This window comes from Kribbella sp. NPDC058693 (assembly GCF_042715335.1).
Taxonomy (GTDB): Bacteria; Actinomycetota; Actinomycetes; order Propionibacteriales; family Kribbellaceae; genus Kribbella; species Kribbella jiaozuonensis.
This window is the reverse complement of the sequence record NZ_JBHXSQ010000004.1, coordinates 419,551-432,917: the sequence shown is the minus strand read 5'-3', so window position 1 is coordinate 432,917 and position 13,367 is coordinate 419,551. Positions and strand designations below refer to the sequence as shown.

12 protein-coding genes are annotated in these 13,367 nt (G+C 68.5%); 4 read left to right on the top strand and 8 right to left on the bottom strand.

The window, feature by feature from the left end:
* Positions 1 to 17 precede the first annotated feature (17 nt).
* The 3 genes from ACFWUU_RS28390 to ACFWUU_RS28380 are packed head-to-tail and all read right to left on the bottom strand — an operon-like array spanning position 18 to position 4,610.
* On the bottom strand, positions 18 to 905 hold the full coding sequence (locus ACFWUU_RS28390; RefSeq protein ID WP_380179771.1) for a glycoside hydrolase family 43 protein: 888 nt from the start codon (positions 903 to 905) through the stop codon (positions 18 to 20).
* Positions 906 to 3,110, bottom strand: a complete 2,205-nt coding sequence (locus ACFWUU_RS28385) for a family 43 glycosylhydrolase (RefSeq protein WP_380179768.1) — start codon at positions 3,108 to 3,110, stop codon at positions 906 to 908.
* A 12-nt stretch (positions 3,111 to 3,122) separates the two neighbouring features.
* Entirely contained in the window at positions 3,123 to 4,610 is a 1,488-nt protein-coding gene (locus ACFWUU_RS28380) for an alpha-N-arabinofuranosidase (RefSeq protein WP_380179766.1), read from the bottom strand.
* A gap of 119 nt (positions 4,611 to 4,729) precedes the next feature.
* Here ACFWUU_RS28380 and ACFWUU_RS28375 point away from each other — a divergent pair, with 119 nt between their 5' ends.
* The gene (locus tag ACFWUU_RS28375; protein ID WP_380179764.1) at positions 4,730 to 5,728 is read left to right on the top strand and encodes a LacI family DNA-binding transcriptional regulator; all 999 of its coding nucleotides are present in this window, start codon (positions 4,730 to 4,732) and stop codon (positions 5,726 to 5,728) included.
* Here the strand turns inward: ACFWUU_RS28375 and ACFWUU_RS28370 are convergent.
* Positions 5,725 to 6,867, bottom strand: coding sequence for an FAD-dependent oxidoreductase (locus tag ACFWUU_RS28370; RefSeq protein WP_380179761.1), 1,143 nt, complete (start codon positions 6,865 to 6,867; stop codon positions 5,725 to 5,727). The genes ACFWUU_RS28375 and ACFWUU_RS28370 overlap by 4 nt on opposite strands.
* A gap of 94 nt (positions 6,868 to 6,961) precedes the next feature.
* Here ACFWUU_RS28370 and ACFWUU_RS28365 point away from each other — a divergent pair, with 94 nt between their 5' ends.
* Positions 6,962 to 7,522 carry a TetR family transcriptional regulator gene (locus ACFWUU_RS28365; protein WP_380179758.1) on the top strand — a complete coding sequence of 187 codons (561 nt, stop codon included), beginning with the start codon at positions 6,962 to 6,964 and terminating at the stop codon, positions 7,520 to 7,522.
* On the opposite strand, the gene ACFWUU_RS28360 is transcribed toward ACFWUU_RS28365, so the two are convergent.
* The 3 genes from ACFWUU_RS28360 to ACFWUU_RS28350 all read right to left on the bottom strand — a co-directional run bounded on the left by ACFWUU_RS28360 (position 7,489) and on the right by ACFWUU_RS28350 (position 11,290).
* Positions 7,489 to 8,265 carry a sugar phosphate isomerase/epimerase family protein gene (locus ACFWUU_RS28360; RefSeq protein WP_380179757.1) on the bottom strand — a complete coding sequence of 259 codons (777 nt, stop codon included), beginning with the start codon at positions 8,263 to 8,265 and terminating at the stop codon, positions 7,489 to 7,491. The genes ACFWUU_RS28365 and ACFWUU_RS28360 overlap by 34 nt on opposite strands.
* Before the next feature lie 12 nt (positions 8,266 to 8,277).
* Positions 8,278 to 10,356, bottom strand: coding sequence for a DUF4328 domain-containing protein (locus tag ACFWUU_RS28355; RefSeq protein WP_380179755.1), 2,079 nt, complete (start codon positions 10,354 to 10,356; stop codon positions 8,278 to 8,280).
* Between the two features lie 208 nt (positions 10,357 to 10,564).
* The gene (locus tag ACFWUU_RS28350) at positions 10,565 to 11,290 is read right to left on the bottom strand and encodes a DUF4328 domain-containing protein (RefSeq protein ID WP_380179753.1); all 726 of its coding nucleotides are present in this window, start codon (positions 11,288 to 11,290) and stop codon (positions 10,565 to 10,567) included.
* A 109-nt stretch (positions 11,291 to 11,399) separates the two neighbouring features.
* On the opposite strand from ACFWUU_RS28350, the gene ACFWUU_RS28345 reads away from it, so the two are divergent.
* Positions 11,400 to 11,873, top strand: coding sequence for a methylated-DNA--[protein]-cysteine S-methyltransferase (locus tag ACFWUU_RS28345; RefSeq protein ID WP_380179751.1), 474 nt, complete (start codon positions 11,400 to 11,402; stop codon positions 11,871 to 11,873).
* A gap of 120 nt (positions 11,874 to 11,993) precedes the next feature.
* Positions 11,994 to 12,305 carry a hypothetical protein gene (locus ACFWUU_RS28340; RefSeq protein WP_380179749.1) on the top strand — a complete coding sequence of 104 codons (312 nt, stop codon included), beginning with the start codon at positions 11,994 to 11,996 and terminating at the stop codon, positions 12,303 to 12,305.
* Between the two features lie 61 nt (positions 12,306 to 12,366).
* Here the strand turns inward: ACFWUU_RS28340 and ACFWUU_RS28335 are convergent, their stop codons facing one another.
* Positions 12,367 to 13,212: a hypothetical protein gene (locus ACFWUU_RS28335; RefSeq protein WP_380179747.1), complete on the bottom strand. Its 846-nt coding sequence runs from the start codon at positions 13,210 to 13,212 to the stop codon at positions 12,367 to 12,369.
* Positions 13,213 to 13,367 lie beyond the last annotated feature (155 nt).

Genomic DNA, 13,367 nt, shown 5'->3' with positions numbered 1-13,367 from the left:
AGGAGAGCTGCTGAGCGTCAGAGCTCAGCGGGGTTATTGCGTAGCGGCGGTTGGACGGTTGGGGTGTCGTTGGTCCAGGTGAGTTGGGAGAGCCACATGGTGCGGCCTTTGGGGTCGGTGCCGGGTTGGGTGGGGTCCCAGGCGTGGTAGACGAACCAGTTGCCGAGGACCATGTTGTGGCCTGGGCCGGCGGCGTCGGGGGAGGTCGAGAGGATGGGGTCGCCGGACTTGGTGCAGGGGCCGGTGAGGGTTTCGCAGAGGGCGTGGCCGACGGCGTACGTGGCTTTGTCGAAGGCGTTGCCGGAGTAGAAGAGGTGGAACTTGCCGTTGCGTTCGACCATGTACGGGGCCTCGACGAGATTGCCCTCCCAGGGGAGGTCTTGCTTGATCAGGCGATGGGTGGGGCCGGTCAGCGTGAGGCCGTCGGCGGTGAGTTCGGAGACGTAGATCCAGGTGTCCACGTCGATCGCGTTGCCGTCGTTCTTCCAGTACAGCCAGCGGCGGCCGGTCGAGTCCTGGAACGGGGATGCGTCGATCGAGCCGCCCTCGTCGGCCTGACTGATGAACGGTCGTGGAGATTTGTCGACATATGGACCTTGGGGCGTGGATGCGACCGCGACGCCGATGCACTGGTGGCCGGATGCGAGGTCGCGCGTCGTGTAGTACATGACGTACCGGTCCGCCGCGTGCACGGCGACCTCGGGCGCCCACACCTTCCCGGGCGCCGTCCAATCCGCCAACGACGGCAGCGCATCACCGACCTGCTGCCACGACACGAGATCCGTCGACGTCAACGTCTGCACGTTCCCGAGCGGCCCATTCGTCGCAAAGGCGAAGTACTCGTTGCCCACCGCAATAATCTGCGGATCCGCGAAGCTGCCGTCGTACACCGGATTGGAGAACATCTATTTACTCTCGTAGAACTTCAGGTAGTCGAAGGTTGCGGTCGGCGGTGGGTTGGCGCCGGTGAACTCGCCGTGGGCGTAGAGGCCTACGCGTGCGGCGGCCGGGAGGACCCAGGAGGCGCCCCAGGTCCAGTTCTTGCCGTCGACCGAGGTGGCGGCTTGGTAGACGTGTTCGCCGGCGGGGTTCTCGTGGTACGCGATCCGCATCCACATCGTCGGCGCGGTCCGGCCGATCGCGGCAGCGCCGTACGACGTGGCGCCGTCGGACGGGCGTGCCACCAACTCGCGCCCGTACTCCGTCTGCCGGGTCTTCCAGATCGCGACGTCGCCGAGCCGGGCGAAGTCGTCGTCGTTGAGGTAGACGATCATGCCGGCCTGTTGATAGTTGCGTACGTCGTCGATGCCGGTGTCGAGGTGCAGCTTGGTCTCGGCGATCCAGCTCTTCCCGGCCGGCGTCGCGTGCAGGAGGAGGCCGGCGTTGTTGCCGCTGCCCACCATGTCGGCGTTCTCCAACGGCCAGCTGAGGTTGCCGTCAGCAACTGTTGCCTTGTCGTCCCGACGCACCCAGGACCAGTCCGCCCCGAGCGCCCAGTTGAAGTCGTCACCGGCGAGCAACTTCCCGGTCCGCGGCACAGAAGCCAGCTTCGTCACCGGCTTGGCAACCGGTCGCACGGTCAGGTTGTCCACTTCGGCCGTCCCGAGCCACCGCACCGGCGCAGGCCGCAACGTCAGCCCAGGCAGCCGCGCCTCCGCATAGACATCGCCCAGGCCGGCGTCATTCAGTCGTGCCGTCACGCCGGATCCGCTCACCTGCACCGACAGATTGTTCCACTGCGTGCGGTCGAAGTCGGCCGGCAGATTGACGGACGTCGTACGGCGGCCCGCCGCGAGCGTCAGTCGGTTGTTCGCAACAGTCGCGACCACCTGATTGCCCAGGACAGTGGTGAAAGACGAGCCCAGCTTGACGTCCGCTTCGACGCGGAGAGACCCACCCGGTGCGGAGGCGCGGGTTTGCGCGGCGCCTTGGATGGACGCGGTAGGCCCGCCGACCGAGTCGCCGGGGTTGGCGGTTGCGCCGGCAAGACCAGCCGCGGGGTTGGCGGAGTCGATGCCCAACGATGACCCGGTCGTCGGTGCAGGGACCGGGCCTTCGGACGGCCCGGCGCCGGCGTTGGTCCGCGGCCAGCCGTTGATCCAGTCGATGTTGTCGATCAGCATCGGCCGGCGGTTGATACCGAACGGGTCGGTCAGCCACGGCGTGCCGCGGTCGATCGCGTGGTAAACGATGTGGTCCTGCCCGGCCGCGTCCGTGATGAATGCGTGGTGTCCCGGACCGATCCACTTGTTGCCGTTCTGCGTGATGACCGTCGTGCCGCCGACACGCGAGTCGGTGAGCTTCGCGCCGTCGGCGTCCACGAACGGACCGCGCGGGGAGCGGGACCGGCCGGCGAAGACGGAGTACCCGGTGGTCGGGCCGGCGCAGCAGTTCATCGACGAGCCCATGAAGTAGTACCAGCCGTCGCGGTAAACGACGTACGAGCCTTCGTAGCGGTCGCCGATCGTGACCTGCGTAGGGGTGCCGACCGCGTGCAGGCCGTCGGCGCTCAGCTCCGTCACGGAGATGCCGCCGTAGAAGCCGCCGTAGTAGAGGTAGCGCTTGCCGTCCGCGGCGGTCAGCATCGCCGGGTCGATCGTGCCGAGGTAGCCTCCGGAGCCATCCGGGCGTGGTGCGACCACCGGACCGTCACCAGCGGTCCAGGGTCCGGCGGGCGTCGGCGCGGTGGCGACGCCGATGGCCGGATCGCCGCCGGGGTTGGCCAGCGTGTCGGTGACGGTGAAGTACATGACGTACCGGCCGCCGAAGTACCGGATGTCGGGCGCCCAGAAGAACGAACCGGGGGCGGCCCAGGCGGGCTTGGTCTGGTCGTTGAAGACCGTGCCGAGGTACTCCCACGAGCTGAAGTCCTTGGTCCGGGCTATGTGCATCAGGCCGAACGGGCCGTTGGCAACAAGTGGGTCGGAGGTGGCGTACGCGTACCAGTAGCCGTCGCGGCCCTGGATGATCGACGGGTCGGCGAAGGAGTCGGCGAAGCTGGACGTGATCGGGTTGGTGGTGGTCACGACCGGCGCCGCAGTAGCAGGCGACATACCGGCCGCTACTGCGACGACAGCAAGTGCTGTGGCGAGCAGTCGTTTCGAAGGCACAGGGCGGTCCCTTCAACTCAAGCGGATCAAATGCCACGAAGCCGGTGGCAGCGTGGCGGTGCAGACACCGTCGACGATCTCGGTGCCGTCCACGGTCCGGGGCGTGACCCGGTCCGGGTGGTCCGCGGTGTTCACCGCGGACCGGTCCTCGTCGTACAGCGCAAGATGCTCGGCGACCTCGAGGCCGGTCACCGGGATCTCCAGGTCGATCTTGTCGGTCTCGCTCCGGTTCACCACGAAGATTGCGGTCTCCCCGGTGTTCTCGTCGTACGTCGCTGTGCTCCACAGCGCCGGGACCTTGCCGAAGGCGGCGGTGTCGATCTCCGGCCCGCCGGTGATCGCGGTCTGCAGCACGGTCGGACCGGCGTACCGCGCGGTCAGAGCGAACGGGTGGAAGATCGTCTGCCGCCAGGCGCGACCGCCGGGCTCGGTGCGGATCGGCGCGATCACGTTGACCAGTTGCGCTAGGCAAGCAATCTTCACCCGGTCGGCGTGCCGCAGCAGAGTGATCAGCAGGCTGCCGACCACCACCGCGGCGTCGACGGTGTAGCTGTCCTCGATCAGCGGGCCGACCTCACGGATGCCGAGACCGAGCTCGCCCGGGAAGTGCTGCTGGTACCAGACGTTCCACTCGTCGAACGACAGCGTCAGCTCCTTGTCGCTGCGCTTGAGCCCCTTCACGTGGTCGGCGGTCGCGATCACCGACGAGATCATCCGGTCCATCTCCTCGGCCGCGGCCAGGAAGCTCGCCTGGTCGCCGTCGCGAGGTTCGTAGTACGCGTGCAGGCTGATGTGGTCGACGAGGTCGTACGTCCGCTCGAGGACGATGCGTTCCCACTCGCCGAACGTCGGCATGCCGGCGTTGCTCGAACCGCAGGCGACCAACTCGAGGCCGGGCTCGACCCGGCGCATCGCGTTCGCGGTCTCCTCGGCGAGCCGCGCGTACTCGTCCGCGGTCTTGTGGCCGATCTGCCACGGGCCGTCCATCTCGTTGCCCAGGCACCAGATCCGGATGTCGTGCGGCTCTGGGCTGCCGTTCGCGACGCGCTGGTCGCTCAGCGCGGTGCCGGCGGGGAGGTTGCAGTACTGCAGCAGGTCGACGGCCTCGCGGATCCCGCGGGTGCCGAGGTTGACCGCCCAGATCGGCTGTACGTCGGCCTTGCGCGACCACGCGACGAACTCGTCGGTGCCGAACTGGTTCGGCTCGATCGCTCGCCAGGCCAGGTCGAGCCGCCGCGGCCGCTGGTCCTTCGGGCCGACGCCGTCCTCCCAGTCGTAGTTCGAGACGAAGTTCCCGCCGGGGTAGCGGATCGCGGTCACGCCCAGCTCCCGCACCAACTCCAGCACGTCCTCCCGGAAGCCGTCCGCATCGGCCCGCGGATGCCCCGGCTCGTAGATCCCGGTGTAGACGCACCGCCCCATGTGCTCGACGAACGAACCGAACAGCCGTCGGTCAAGCGCGCCGACGACGAAGGCGGGGTCCACCACGAGCCGAGCCACAGGGCCTCCCCAGAGTCGTTTACAACGTTTAACGTGGTTGTCTACAACGATTGACAATCGCTGTAAAGAGTTCGCGGTGGCAGACTCGGGCGACAGGCCGGTGACTGGAGGTTCTCGGGATGGCGACCAGGCTGAGTGATGTGGCCGCACGGGCCGGCGTTTCGGTGAAGACCGTCTCGAACGTGATCAACGACTACCCGCACATCACCGCACGGACCCGGGCCAAGGTCGAGGCCGCGATCGCCGCCCTGGACTACCGGCCGAACGTCAGCGCTCGCTCCCTGCGCAAGGGCCGCTCGGACTTCATCGCGCTGGCGATCCCGGAGATGGCCTCGCCGTACTTCGCCGAGCTCGGCGCGGAGATCAGCCGGGCCGCCAAGCGCCGCGGGATCACCGTGCTGATCGACCAGACCGAGGGCGAGGCAGCGGCCGAGAAGTTCGTGCTGGACGGGATGCGCGGGCAGCTGATCGACGGCATCATCTTCTCCCCGATCACCACCGTGCCGGCCAAACTGACCGTCGCCGACACCGGCAAGCCACTCGTCCTGCTCGGCGAGCGACCGGCCGGCGGCCAGTTCGACCGGGTCGCCGTCGATTCGGTCCAGGCGTCCTGCGACGCGACCACGCATCTGATCGCGATCGGACGGCGGCGGATCGCGGCGATCGGCGTCGGCGGGACGAGCACCGGAGCGGTACGACGGAAGGGGTACCGGAAGGCGCTCAAGGCCGCCGGTCTGCCGCACGACCCCGCGCTCGAGCTCGCCGGGACCGGCTACCACCGGGAGGACGGCGCCGCGTCGATGCGCGAACTACTGGCGCTACCGGAGCCGCCGGACGCGGTCTTCTGCTTCAACGACCTGCTCGCCCTCGGGGCACTGCGGACACTGGCCGATGCCGGGCTGCGCGTACCGCAGGACGTCGCCGTGGTCGGCTTCGACGACATCGAGGACGGCCGGTACCACTCACCGACGCTGACCACGATCTCGCCGGACAAGGAGTGGCTGGCCGACAACGCGGTCGCCCTGCTCCTGGACCGGATCGCCGGAAACGGTGAGGCCGCCCACCGCGACCTCACCGTCCCTTACACCCTGCAGATCCGCGAATCGACTGCCGGCTAGCGCTCCGGGAAGCCGGCGAGCTGCTTGGCCAGTCCGGTCTGTGCCTTGCCGACCCGACCAGCCAGACCGAGTACGGCGTTCCGCACCGGACGGATCGCCCGTGGGACGTTGGCCAGCCGAGTCAGGCGGTGCGCGAGGCCGATGACCCGGACCGCCTCCGCACGGCTGTTCTTGGCGTAGGTGTCAAGGCCGGAGTCGTCACCGGCCAGTGCCGTTGACAGTGCGTCTGCGAGTACGACGGCGTCGCGGAGGCCGAGGTTCATGCCCTGACCGCCTGCCGGGCTGTGCGTGTGCGCAGCGTCGCCTGCGAGCAGCACGCGACCGGACCGGTACTCGTCTGCCACCCGCTCGTGGATCCGGAAGCGTGAACCCCAGACCAGCTCGGTAACCTTCGGGTGCCCGCCCCGCGGGCCGCGGTCGTCCACCAGATCCTGCGCGAACGCGATGTCCGGGTGCTCCGGCGCATCGTGCACCTCAGCGACCAGACGGAAGCTCCCGTCCGGCAACGGCGCAACGACGAGTAGTCCGGCCGCAGCGAAGTACAGTCCGACCTCGTCGGTCGGTAGGCCGCCGTCGACGCGGATGTCGACCAGGCTCAGCGACAGCTCCAGCGTGTTGCCCGGCATCCGCAGTCCGGCCAGCTCGCGGATCGTGCTGTTCATGCCATCGGCGGCCACGACGTACTGCGCCTGGATCACGTCGCCGTTGTCGAGCGTGACCTCTGCACCGTCGGGGGTCTGCAGCAGCCCGGTCGCGGGGTACGGGCGGAGGACCGAACCGCCGAGCTCCTCGAGCCGATCGAGCAGCACCTGCTCGGTGACCGGCTGCGGGATCATCGTGACGAACGGGTACTGCGTCGGCAGGTCCTCGAAGCCGACCGGGATCAGCTTGCGGTCGCCCGCCCGGATCGAGAAGTCTTCCAGCTCCAGCCCGCGGTCCACGAGCTGCTTGGTCACGCCGAGCGGCTCCAGCACCTCCAGCGTCCGCGGGTGGATCACGCACGCCCGGGAGGTGTTGGTGCCCTCGGCCTGCTTGTCGATCACCACCACGTCGTGCCCGTGCAGCCGGAGTCCGACCGCCACCGCGAGCCCGACCGGGCCCGCTCCTACCACTACGACCTCTGCATTCCGCGGAGTCATCGTCGCTCCTTCCAACCTTTTATCAACGCTTGTTGACTTTTACGGTAGGACGGCTATTGGCAAAAGTCAACAACCGTTGGCATATGCTGGGGGTATGGCGGAGAAGAAGTCGGACCGGACCCGGGCGTCGATCCTGGCCGCGGCGCGGGAGCGGTTCGGCGCGGACGGGTACGAGCGGGCCACGATCCGGGCGATCGCGGCCGACGCGGCGATCGATCCGGCGATGGTGATGCGGTACTACGGCAGCAAGGAGAAGCTGTTCGCGGCGGCAGCGGAGTTCGACGTACGGCTGCCGGATCTGACCGACGTACCGCTGGAGCAGGCCGGTGAGGTGCTCGTCCGCCACCTGGTCGAGCGGTGGGAAGAGGACGACACGCTCAAGGTCCTGCTGCGGAACGCGGTCACCAACGAGGCCGCGGCCGAGCGGATGCGGCAGGTGTTCAGCGCGCAGCTCGCGCCGGCGATCCAGCGGGCGTCAGTGGACCAGCCGGCCGTGCGGGCGGGGTTGATCTCGACGCAGGCACTCGGCTTCGCGCTCTGCCGCTACATCCTGGAACTACGACCGGTCGTGGCCATGTCCGTCGACGAGGTGGTGGCCTGGCTCGGCCCGACCATCACGCGCTACTTGACCTCGCCGTCGCCCAGCCAGGTGTGAACGGCGGGGAGTGTCTCCGCCAGCGACGGCAACTGCGGGTGCCACTTGAGCTCCCACTCCAGTGAGAGCGGGTAGTCGGTCCCGTCGAGGACCTGCAGCAGCTCCTGGATCGGGAAGTCGCCGGCGTCGATCGCCACCGGGCGGTAGTCCTGCTGCGAGTCGGCCTGCTTGAACTGCACGACGTCGAGCCACGGCTTCAGCAACGCGAACGACTCGGCCAGCGTCTCGCCGTGCGACCAGGTGTGCGAGCTGTCCCAGATCACCTTTACGTTGTGGCCGGGTGCGTCGGCGTCGAGCAGCGCGCAGAGCGCGGCGACCTGGCGGGCGGTCGAGTGCGAGTCGTGCGTCTCCAGCAGGATCGGGACATCCCGCGGTGCGCTCGTGACGCGGTCGAGGGCGCGGATCTCGCCGGCGCTGGGGGATTCTGTCGTACCGGGGTCATCTCCGGGGAAGACGCGGACGCCGCGGGCGCCGAGATCTCCGGCCAGCTCGAGATGGGCTTCGAGGGGTTGTTCCTCGACGGCGCAGAGCTTGACGTAGCTGCTGACCGCGAAGATCTCCAGGCCGGCGTCCTCGATCCGGGTCCGCAGCTCACGCCGCTCGGCCGCGGTCAGGCCGGTGTGGGTGAACTCGTCCGGCGCGGCCCGCAGTTCGAGGCCGGTGAACTTGTTGCCCTGGGCAAGCTTCAGGACGTCGTCGAGCGGAGCTCCGGGACAACCGAGAGTGGCGAAACCTAAGCGCATACAGCTATCAGATCAGACCCAGCGGCCACGGCGCGGCTGCGTGCGTGGCGGGGTCGGCTGCTCGGGGTCTTCAGTCGGCTGCTGCTGCTCGTACGAGTACGGCGTCTGCTGCTGGTACTCGGTCTGCTCCGGCTCCGGCGAGTACTGCGAACCGTACGACTCCGACGCGTAGTTCGGGCTGTAGGTCTCGTAGGACTCGGTGCTCGTGTACTCCGACCCGGTGTTGCTGTTGTAGGCGTCGTACTCGTAGTTGCTCGAGCTGTAGTTGTTGCTGCTGTACTCCGTGCTGTACGGCGAGTAGTCCGAGCTGTACGACGACGGCTCGTAGCTCGTGTACTCGTCGTTGTTGGACGAGTACGTCGGCTCCGGACCGTACGACGGGACCGGCGGGAGCGGCTTCGACGGGGTCAGGAAGTCGTCCTGCTCCTCCTGGTAGCTGGGAGCCGGGGCCGGCTCGTAGTACCCGGAGGACGCCGACACGTGCGACGACGGCTGCGTGTGCTCGGACTGGCCGTAGACGCTGTGATCGGAGTACGACGAGTAGCTGGTGTGCTCGGACTCCACAGGGTGCGCGGAGTGGCTCCCGACGGCCGGCTGGATCGCCGACGGGCTGTCGACCGCGACCCGAGCGGCCCGGCGTCCGGCGCGCGCAACTGGCGCGGGCTCAGGCTCGGGTGCGGTCTGCGCCTCCACGGGGGAGGACGTGTAGTCGGTCTCGTACGAGTACGGCTCGGAGTAGCGCGCGGCCCACGGCTCCTCCGCGGCGGGCTGCTGGGGCTGCTGCGGCTGGTACGCGTACGGGTCGGGCTGGACGACGGTCATCGGCGCGGCCTCGTCGAGCCAGCTGCTCGTCGTACTCGTCGTACCCAGCACGTCGTCGTTGCTGCGGTAGTCGCTCCAGGACGGCGACTCGTACGTCGTCTCCGCGGCCGGCTTCTCGTCCCGCCAGGACTCGATCGGGCTGAACTGCTCGGTCGCCGGACCGGCGTCGTTGTCCTGCCAGCTCTCGACGACCGGAGCGAACGGGCTCCACTTCGGCGACTCCTCGACCACCGGGTCACCGGCGAACGCGGCCGGTGCGGCGGCACCGTCGCCCGGGAAGCCCTGCGGCGCGGGCTGTGCCGGCGCGGTCGGGGCGAACGGACTCGGCGCGGGCGCCTGCGGAGCGAACGGGCTGCCGGCCGGGGCCTGCGGGCCGCCGGCCATCTGCAGCTGCGGCTGCGGCTCGCGGACCAGACCCATCGACGGCGACGCGGCGATCGGCTCGGAGATCGCGGGCTGCTCGTCGGTGTCGTCGTTCGCGTACGACGGAACCTGGGTCACCTCGTACGACGGGACGGCGCTCAGCTTCGGCGCCTGGTCCCACCACGGCACCCAGCTGCGGGTGGTCTGCATGTGGTTGATCTTGCGGATCACCATCGTCGCGGCCACCGCGGAGACAGCGGTCAGCACGAGAGACGCCGTACCGGCCAGGGCGATCCCGCGGAGCGAGCCGACGGTCGCTTCCATCCACATCAGGAACCGGCGTACCACCACGTCGAACGCGAGAGCGCCGATCCAGGCCACCCACCACACCGAGGTGAGGCCAGGGGTCCTGAACCGGCGCAGGTCGTCGGCGTAGACAGGGGTCTTCGGGTCGCTGGCGAGCCAGACGTCGTCGACGATCTGCTTGGGATACCAGAGGTTCGGGCCGGGGCAGAACCAGCTCGCCAGCACCCAGCCGTGACTGCGGCGGTGGTCGGCCTGGCAGAACACCTCGGAGTTGACCCGGGCCCGCCAGAGCCAGATGACGAAGACGACCGCGGCGGCGACCGAGATGACCACGTTCGGGATCGCGGTGACCTTGGCGATGGCGTCGGCGCGGTTGAGATCCGCGTCGTCGACGTTCGGCATCCCGCCGAGGTAGCGGTGGACGACGGAGTACGTGTTCCAGTCCGACCAGGTGGACAGCAGGTGGGTGACCGTCGACGCGCCGAGCAGTCCGATGGCGATCTTCCCGACCGTCCCGACCTGCTGGAACTCTTCAGCCGCGTGCGGCTGCCACTCTTCCTGATCGTCGACAGCAGTCAATAATGCCTGCGGGTGGCTCACGTCTCGCGTCCCTCGCGTCGCTGGAACTCCGTCGTCTGTTCGGCGCTTCGGCCAGGTCCTGCCCCCGCATGACCGAGCCACATTGATACCACGAAGTAGGTACGCCAAGGGAGTCGGCCCCAGCACGGAGGGTGTCGACTTAACGTGTTCTTTTCGTACGCCCATCACCATTGGTAACGAGGCATTGGACAGGGCGTGACGGTTTGGTTTACCGCGCAGGAGGTTGGTAGCCGTTGTGCGGTGTCCCGACCGCCCACCACGGCACCCATGGCCGCATGCTCTGCAGTTCGTCGATCCGCTGGATCAGGATCACCGCGAGCACGGCCGCGCCGGTGGTGAACAGCGCTGAGACGGAGGACAGTATGACGTTCGTCCGCAGGTCTCCGAGCTGCGACGCGCCGGCAAGAACGCCTCTTTGCACGATGTTTCCGGTGACCAGTCCGATCACCCAGGTGATCCACCAGGCCCAGACCAGCTGGGTGCCCGGGATCTCCTTCAGCGTCGGGGTGTGCGGGTCGGTCCGCGGGTCGCTGGCCGCGACGATGTCGTCGACGACCTGCTTGGGGTACCAGAGGTTCACCACCGGGACGAGCCAGCAGCCGAGTACCCAGCCGCGGGTGAAGCGGTGCTGGCCGCGGCAGAACATCTCCGCGTTCCACCGGACCCGCCAGAGCCAGATGATGAACACCGCCGCGGCCGCGAACAGCGCGAGTGCGGAGATGATGCCGAGAGAGCCGGAGATCAGGTCGGCCTCGTCCAGTTTGTCCGGGTCGGCGCCGTACGTCTTGAGCGTGCGGTACGAGTACCAGTCCGACCATGCGGTCGCCCACGCGGTGACCGTGACCAGTCCGATCAGGATCGACGCGCTGACGCCCATCGGCCGCTCCGAACTGAACCACCGGTCCAGCGGTACTTGTGACGCCTGGCTCGGCATGGATCACACATAGCACAACACCGCGTGACCGGGCGAGAACATCACGTCGTCATCGGTCGGTGGCGCATTTCCGCCAGAAACTGTCGGTGGCCGGCGGGAGGATGGTGGCATGCGCTGGTCCGTGATCGATTCGCCCATCGGCGAGCTGACCCTTGCGGTCGACGACACCGGGCTGTGCCGGCTGCACTTCGGTGCGGCCGACCGTCCGGTCGACAGCGACCCGCTGCTGACCGAGGCCGCCGAGCAACTGAAGGCGTACTTCGCCGGCGAGCTGCAGGAGTTCACGCTGCCGCTGTCCGTCCGCGGCGGCTCCGACTTCGAGCGCGCGGTCTGGACCCAGCTGACCCGGATCCCGTACGGCGAGATGCAGACGTACGGCGACGTCGCGAAGATCGTCGGCGATGTCGGCGCGGCCCGCGCGGTCGGGACGGCCTGCAACCGGAACCCGATCGCAATCGTCGTGCCGTGCCATCGGGTCGTCGGCGCCGGCGGCAAGATGGTCGGCTTCGGCGGCGGGATCCCGACCAAGCGTCATCTGCTCGAGCTCGAGGCGCGGGTCACGCTCGAGACGCTCTGGACCTGAGACCTGACGAAGATCTGACACTCGTTCGGGGCCGATCGGGGCGCGGTGGGAGTGCTGGGGCACTAACGTTTGAAGCGAATGATTTAAGGCGTCCTCCCACCTGCCTTGGAAGACATACAAATGAACAAAGACCGCACCACTGACCACCTCCACCCCGACCTCAGTGCCCTGATGGACAAGAGCGCCGAGGAATGGTCGGCCCCCGAGATCCAGGACGCTGCTCGCGCGGCGCTGAAGATGCATGCTCCGGACCGGGAGCCGATGACCTGGATCAGGCGCTTCAAGGTCGTTCCCTGGCTGCACCGCAACGACGCGGTCTGCCTGAGCTGCGGCGGCACGTACCCGTGCATCACTCATCGGTACGCCACCCAGCTGCTGTCCGCCGGCCGCTACACGATCGCGAAGACCGACGCGGAACCGCAGCCGAACTGACTGCTGACAGGCGAAGGTCCCGCACCCTGCCGGGTGCGGGACCTTCGCCGTTGCGGTGGAGTCAGGACTCGGTGGGCTTGGACTCGCTCGAGCCCGTCGACTTCCTGGTGGTGGTCTTCTTCACGGCGCCGTTCGACGCGGCCTTCACCTCGTCCTTGGCCTCGTCGGCCTTGGCGTCGGGCTTCGCGTCCGGCTTGGTCTCCGGCTTCGTCTCGGCCTTCGGGGCTTCCGGCTTCGCGGCTTCCGGCTTGGTGTCGGTCTTGCCGTTGGAGTCGGTCTTGCCGTTCGACGACGTGGCCGACGTGGACGTGTCGGCCGGGCGGGACGTCGTACCGGCCGGGGCGGAGCTGTAGTCGCGGCCGCTGGTCGGCGTGGACTGCCAGGCCGGCTCCGGCGGGGTCAGCAGCTTCTTGACCGCTGCTGCCGCGAGCGCACCGAGGCCCAGGAACAGCACCACATTGCGGAGCTTGTGGCTCTTCTTCGGCACCTCGAGCTCGCCCTTGAGTGCGGCCTTGGTGGCCTTGCCCCGGCGGGCGGTCTCCTCGACGACCGGCTCGGCGGCGGCCGCGAGGGTCGCCAGCGCTGCGGTGACCTTCGGCAGTACGTCGTCGTTCAGCCGGCCGCGGGCCTTCTCGGCCGCGTGCTCGGTGGCCGGGCCGACCTTGGCGAGGGCGTCGTCGAGCACCGGACCGGCCTTCTCGACCGCCTGGTGGGCAAGGTGTGCGCCCCGCTCGACGGCCTTCTCGGCGTACGGCGACACCTTCTCCCGTGCGGTGCCCACAGCCGGTCCGAGGTGATCCCGGACCTGGCCGACGGCCGGTCCGAGCTTCTCCGACGCCGACTCGGCGAGTGGCCGGACCCGGTCCTTCGCGACCTCGACCCGGCCCTTGGACTTCCTCAAACCCACGGTTCCCTCCTCGGTGCCACCCGCCCCAGCGGACAGCTCTCCCGCCCATCGGCGACATGGGCAATTTCCGGTTACGGCTCTGGACAAATCCGGCTGCATCTGCATCGTACGACGTCACAACCCGATAACCCTGTGCCCCACCCCACCTTTCCCAC

Coding starts and splice junctions, on each gene's coding strand:
- ACFWUU_RS28390 (WP_380179771.1), bottom strand. CDS start 905: ATGTTCTCCAATCCGGTGTACGACGGCAGCTTCGCGGATCCGCAGATT.
- ACFWUU_RS28375 (WP_380179764.1), top strand. CDS start 4,730: ATGGCGACCAGGCTGAGTGATGTGGCCGCACGGGCCGGCGTTTCGGTG.
- ACFWUU_RS28370 (WP_380179761.1), bottom strand. CDS start 6,867: ATGACTCCGCGGAATGCAGAGGTCGTAGTGGTAGGAGCGGGCCCGGTC.
- ACFWUU_RS28365 (WP_380179758.1), top strand. CDS start 6,962: ATGGCGGAGAAGAAGTCGGACCGGACCCGGGCGTCGATCCTGGCCGCG.
- ACFWUU_RS28360 (WP_380179757.1), bottom strand. CDS start 8,265: ATGCGCTTAGGTTTCGCCACTCTCGGTTGTCCCGGAGCTCCGCTCGAC.
- ACFWUU_RS28350 (WP_380179753.1), bottom strand. CDS start 11,290: ATGCCGAGCCAGGCGTCACAAGTACCGCTGGACCGGTGGTTCAGTTCG.
- ACFWUU_RS28345 (WP_380179751.1), top strand. CDS start 11,400: ATGCGCTGGTCCGTGATCGATTCGCCCATCGGCGAGCTGACCCTTGCG.
- ACFWUU_RS28340 (WP_380179749.1), top strand. CDS start 11,994: ATGAACAAAGACCGCACCACTGACCACCTCCACCCCGACCTCAGTGCC.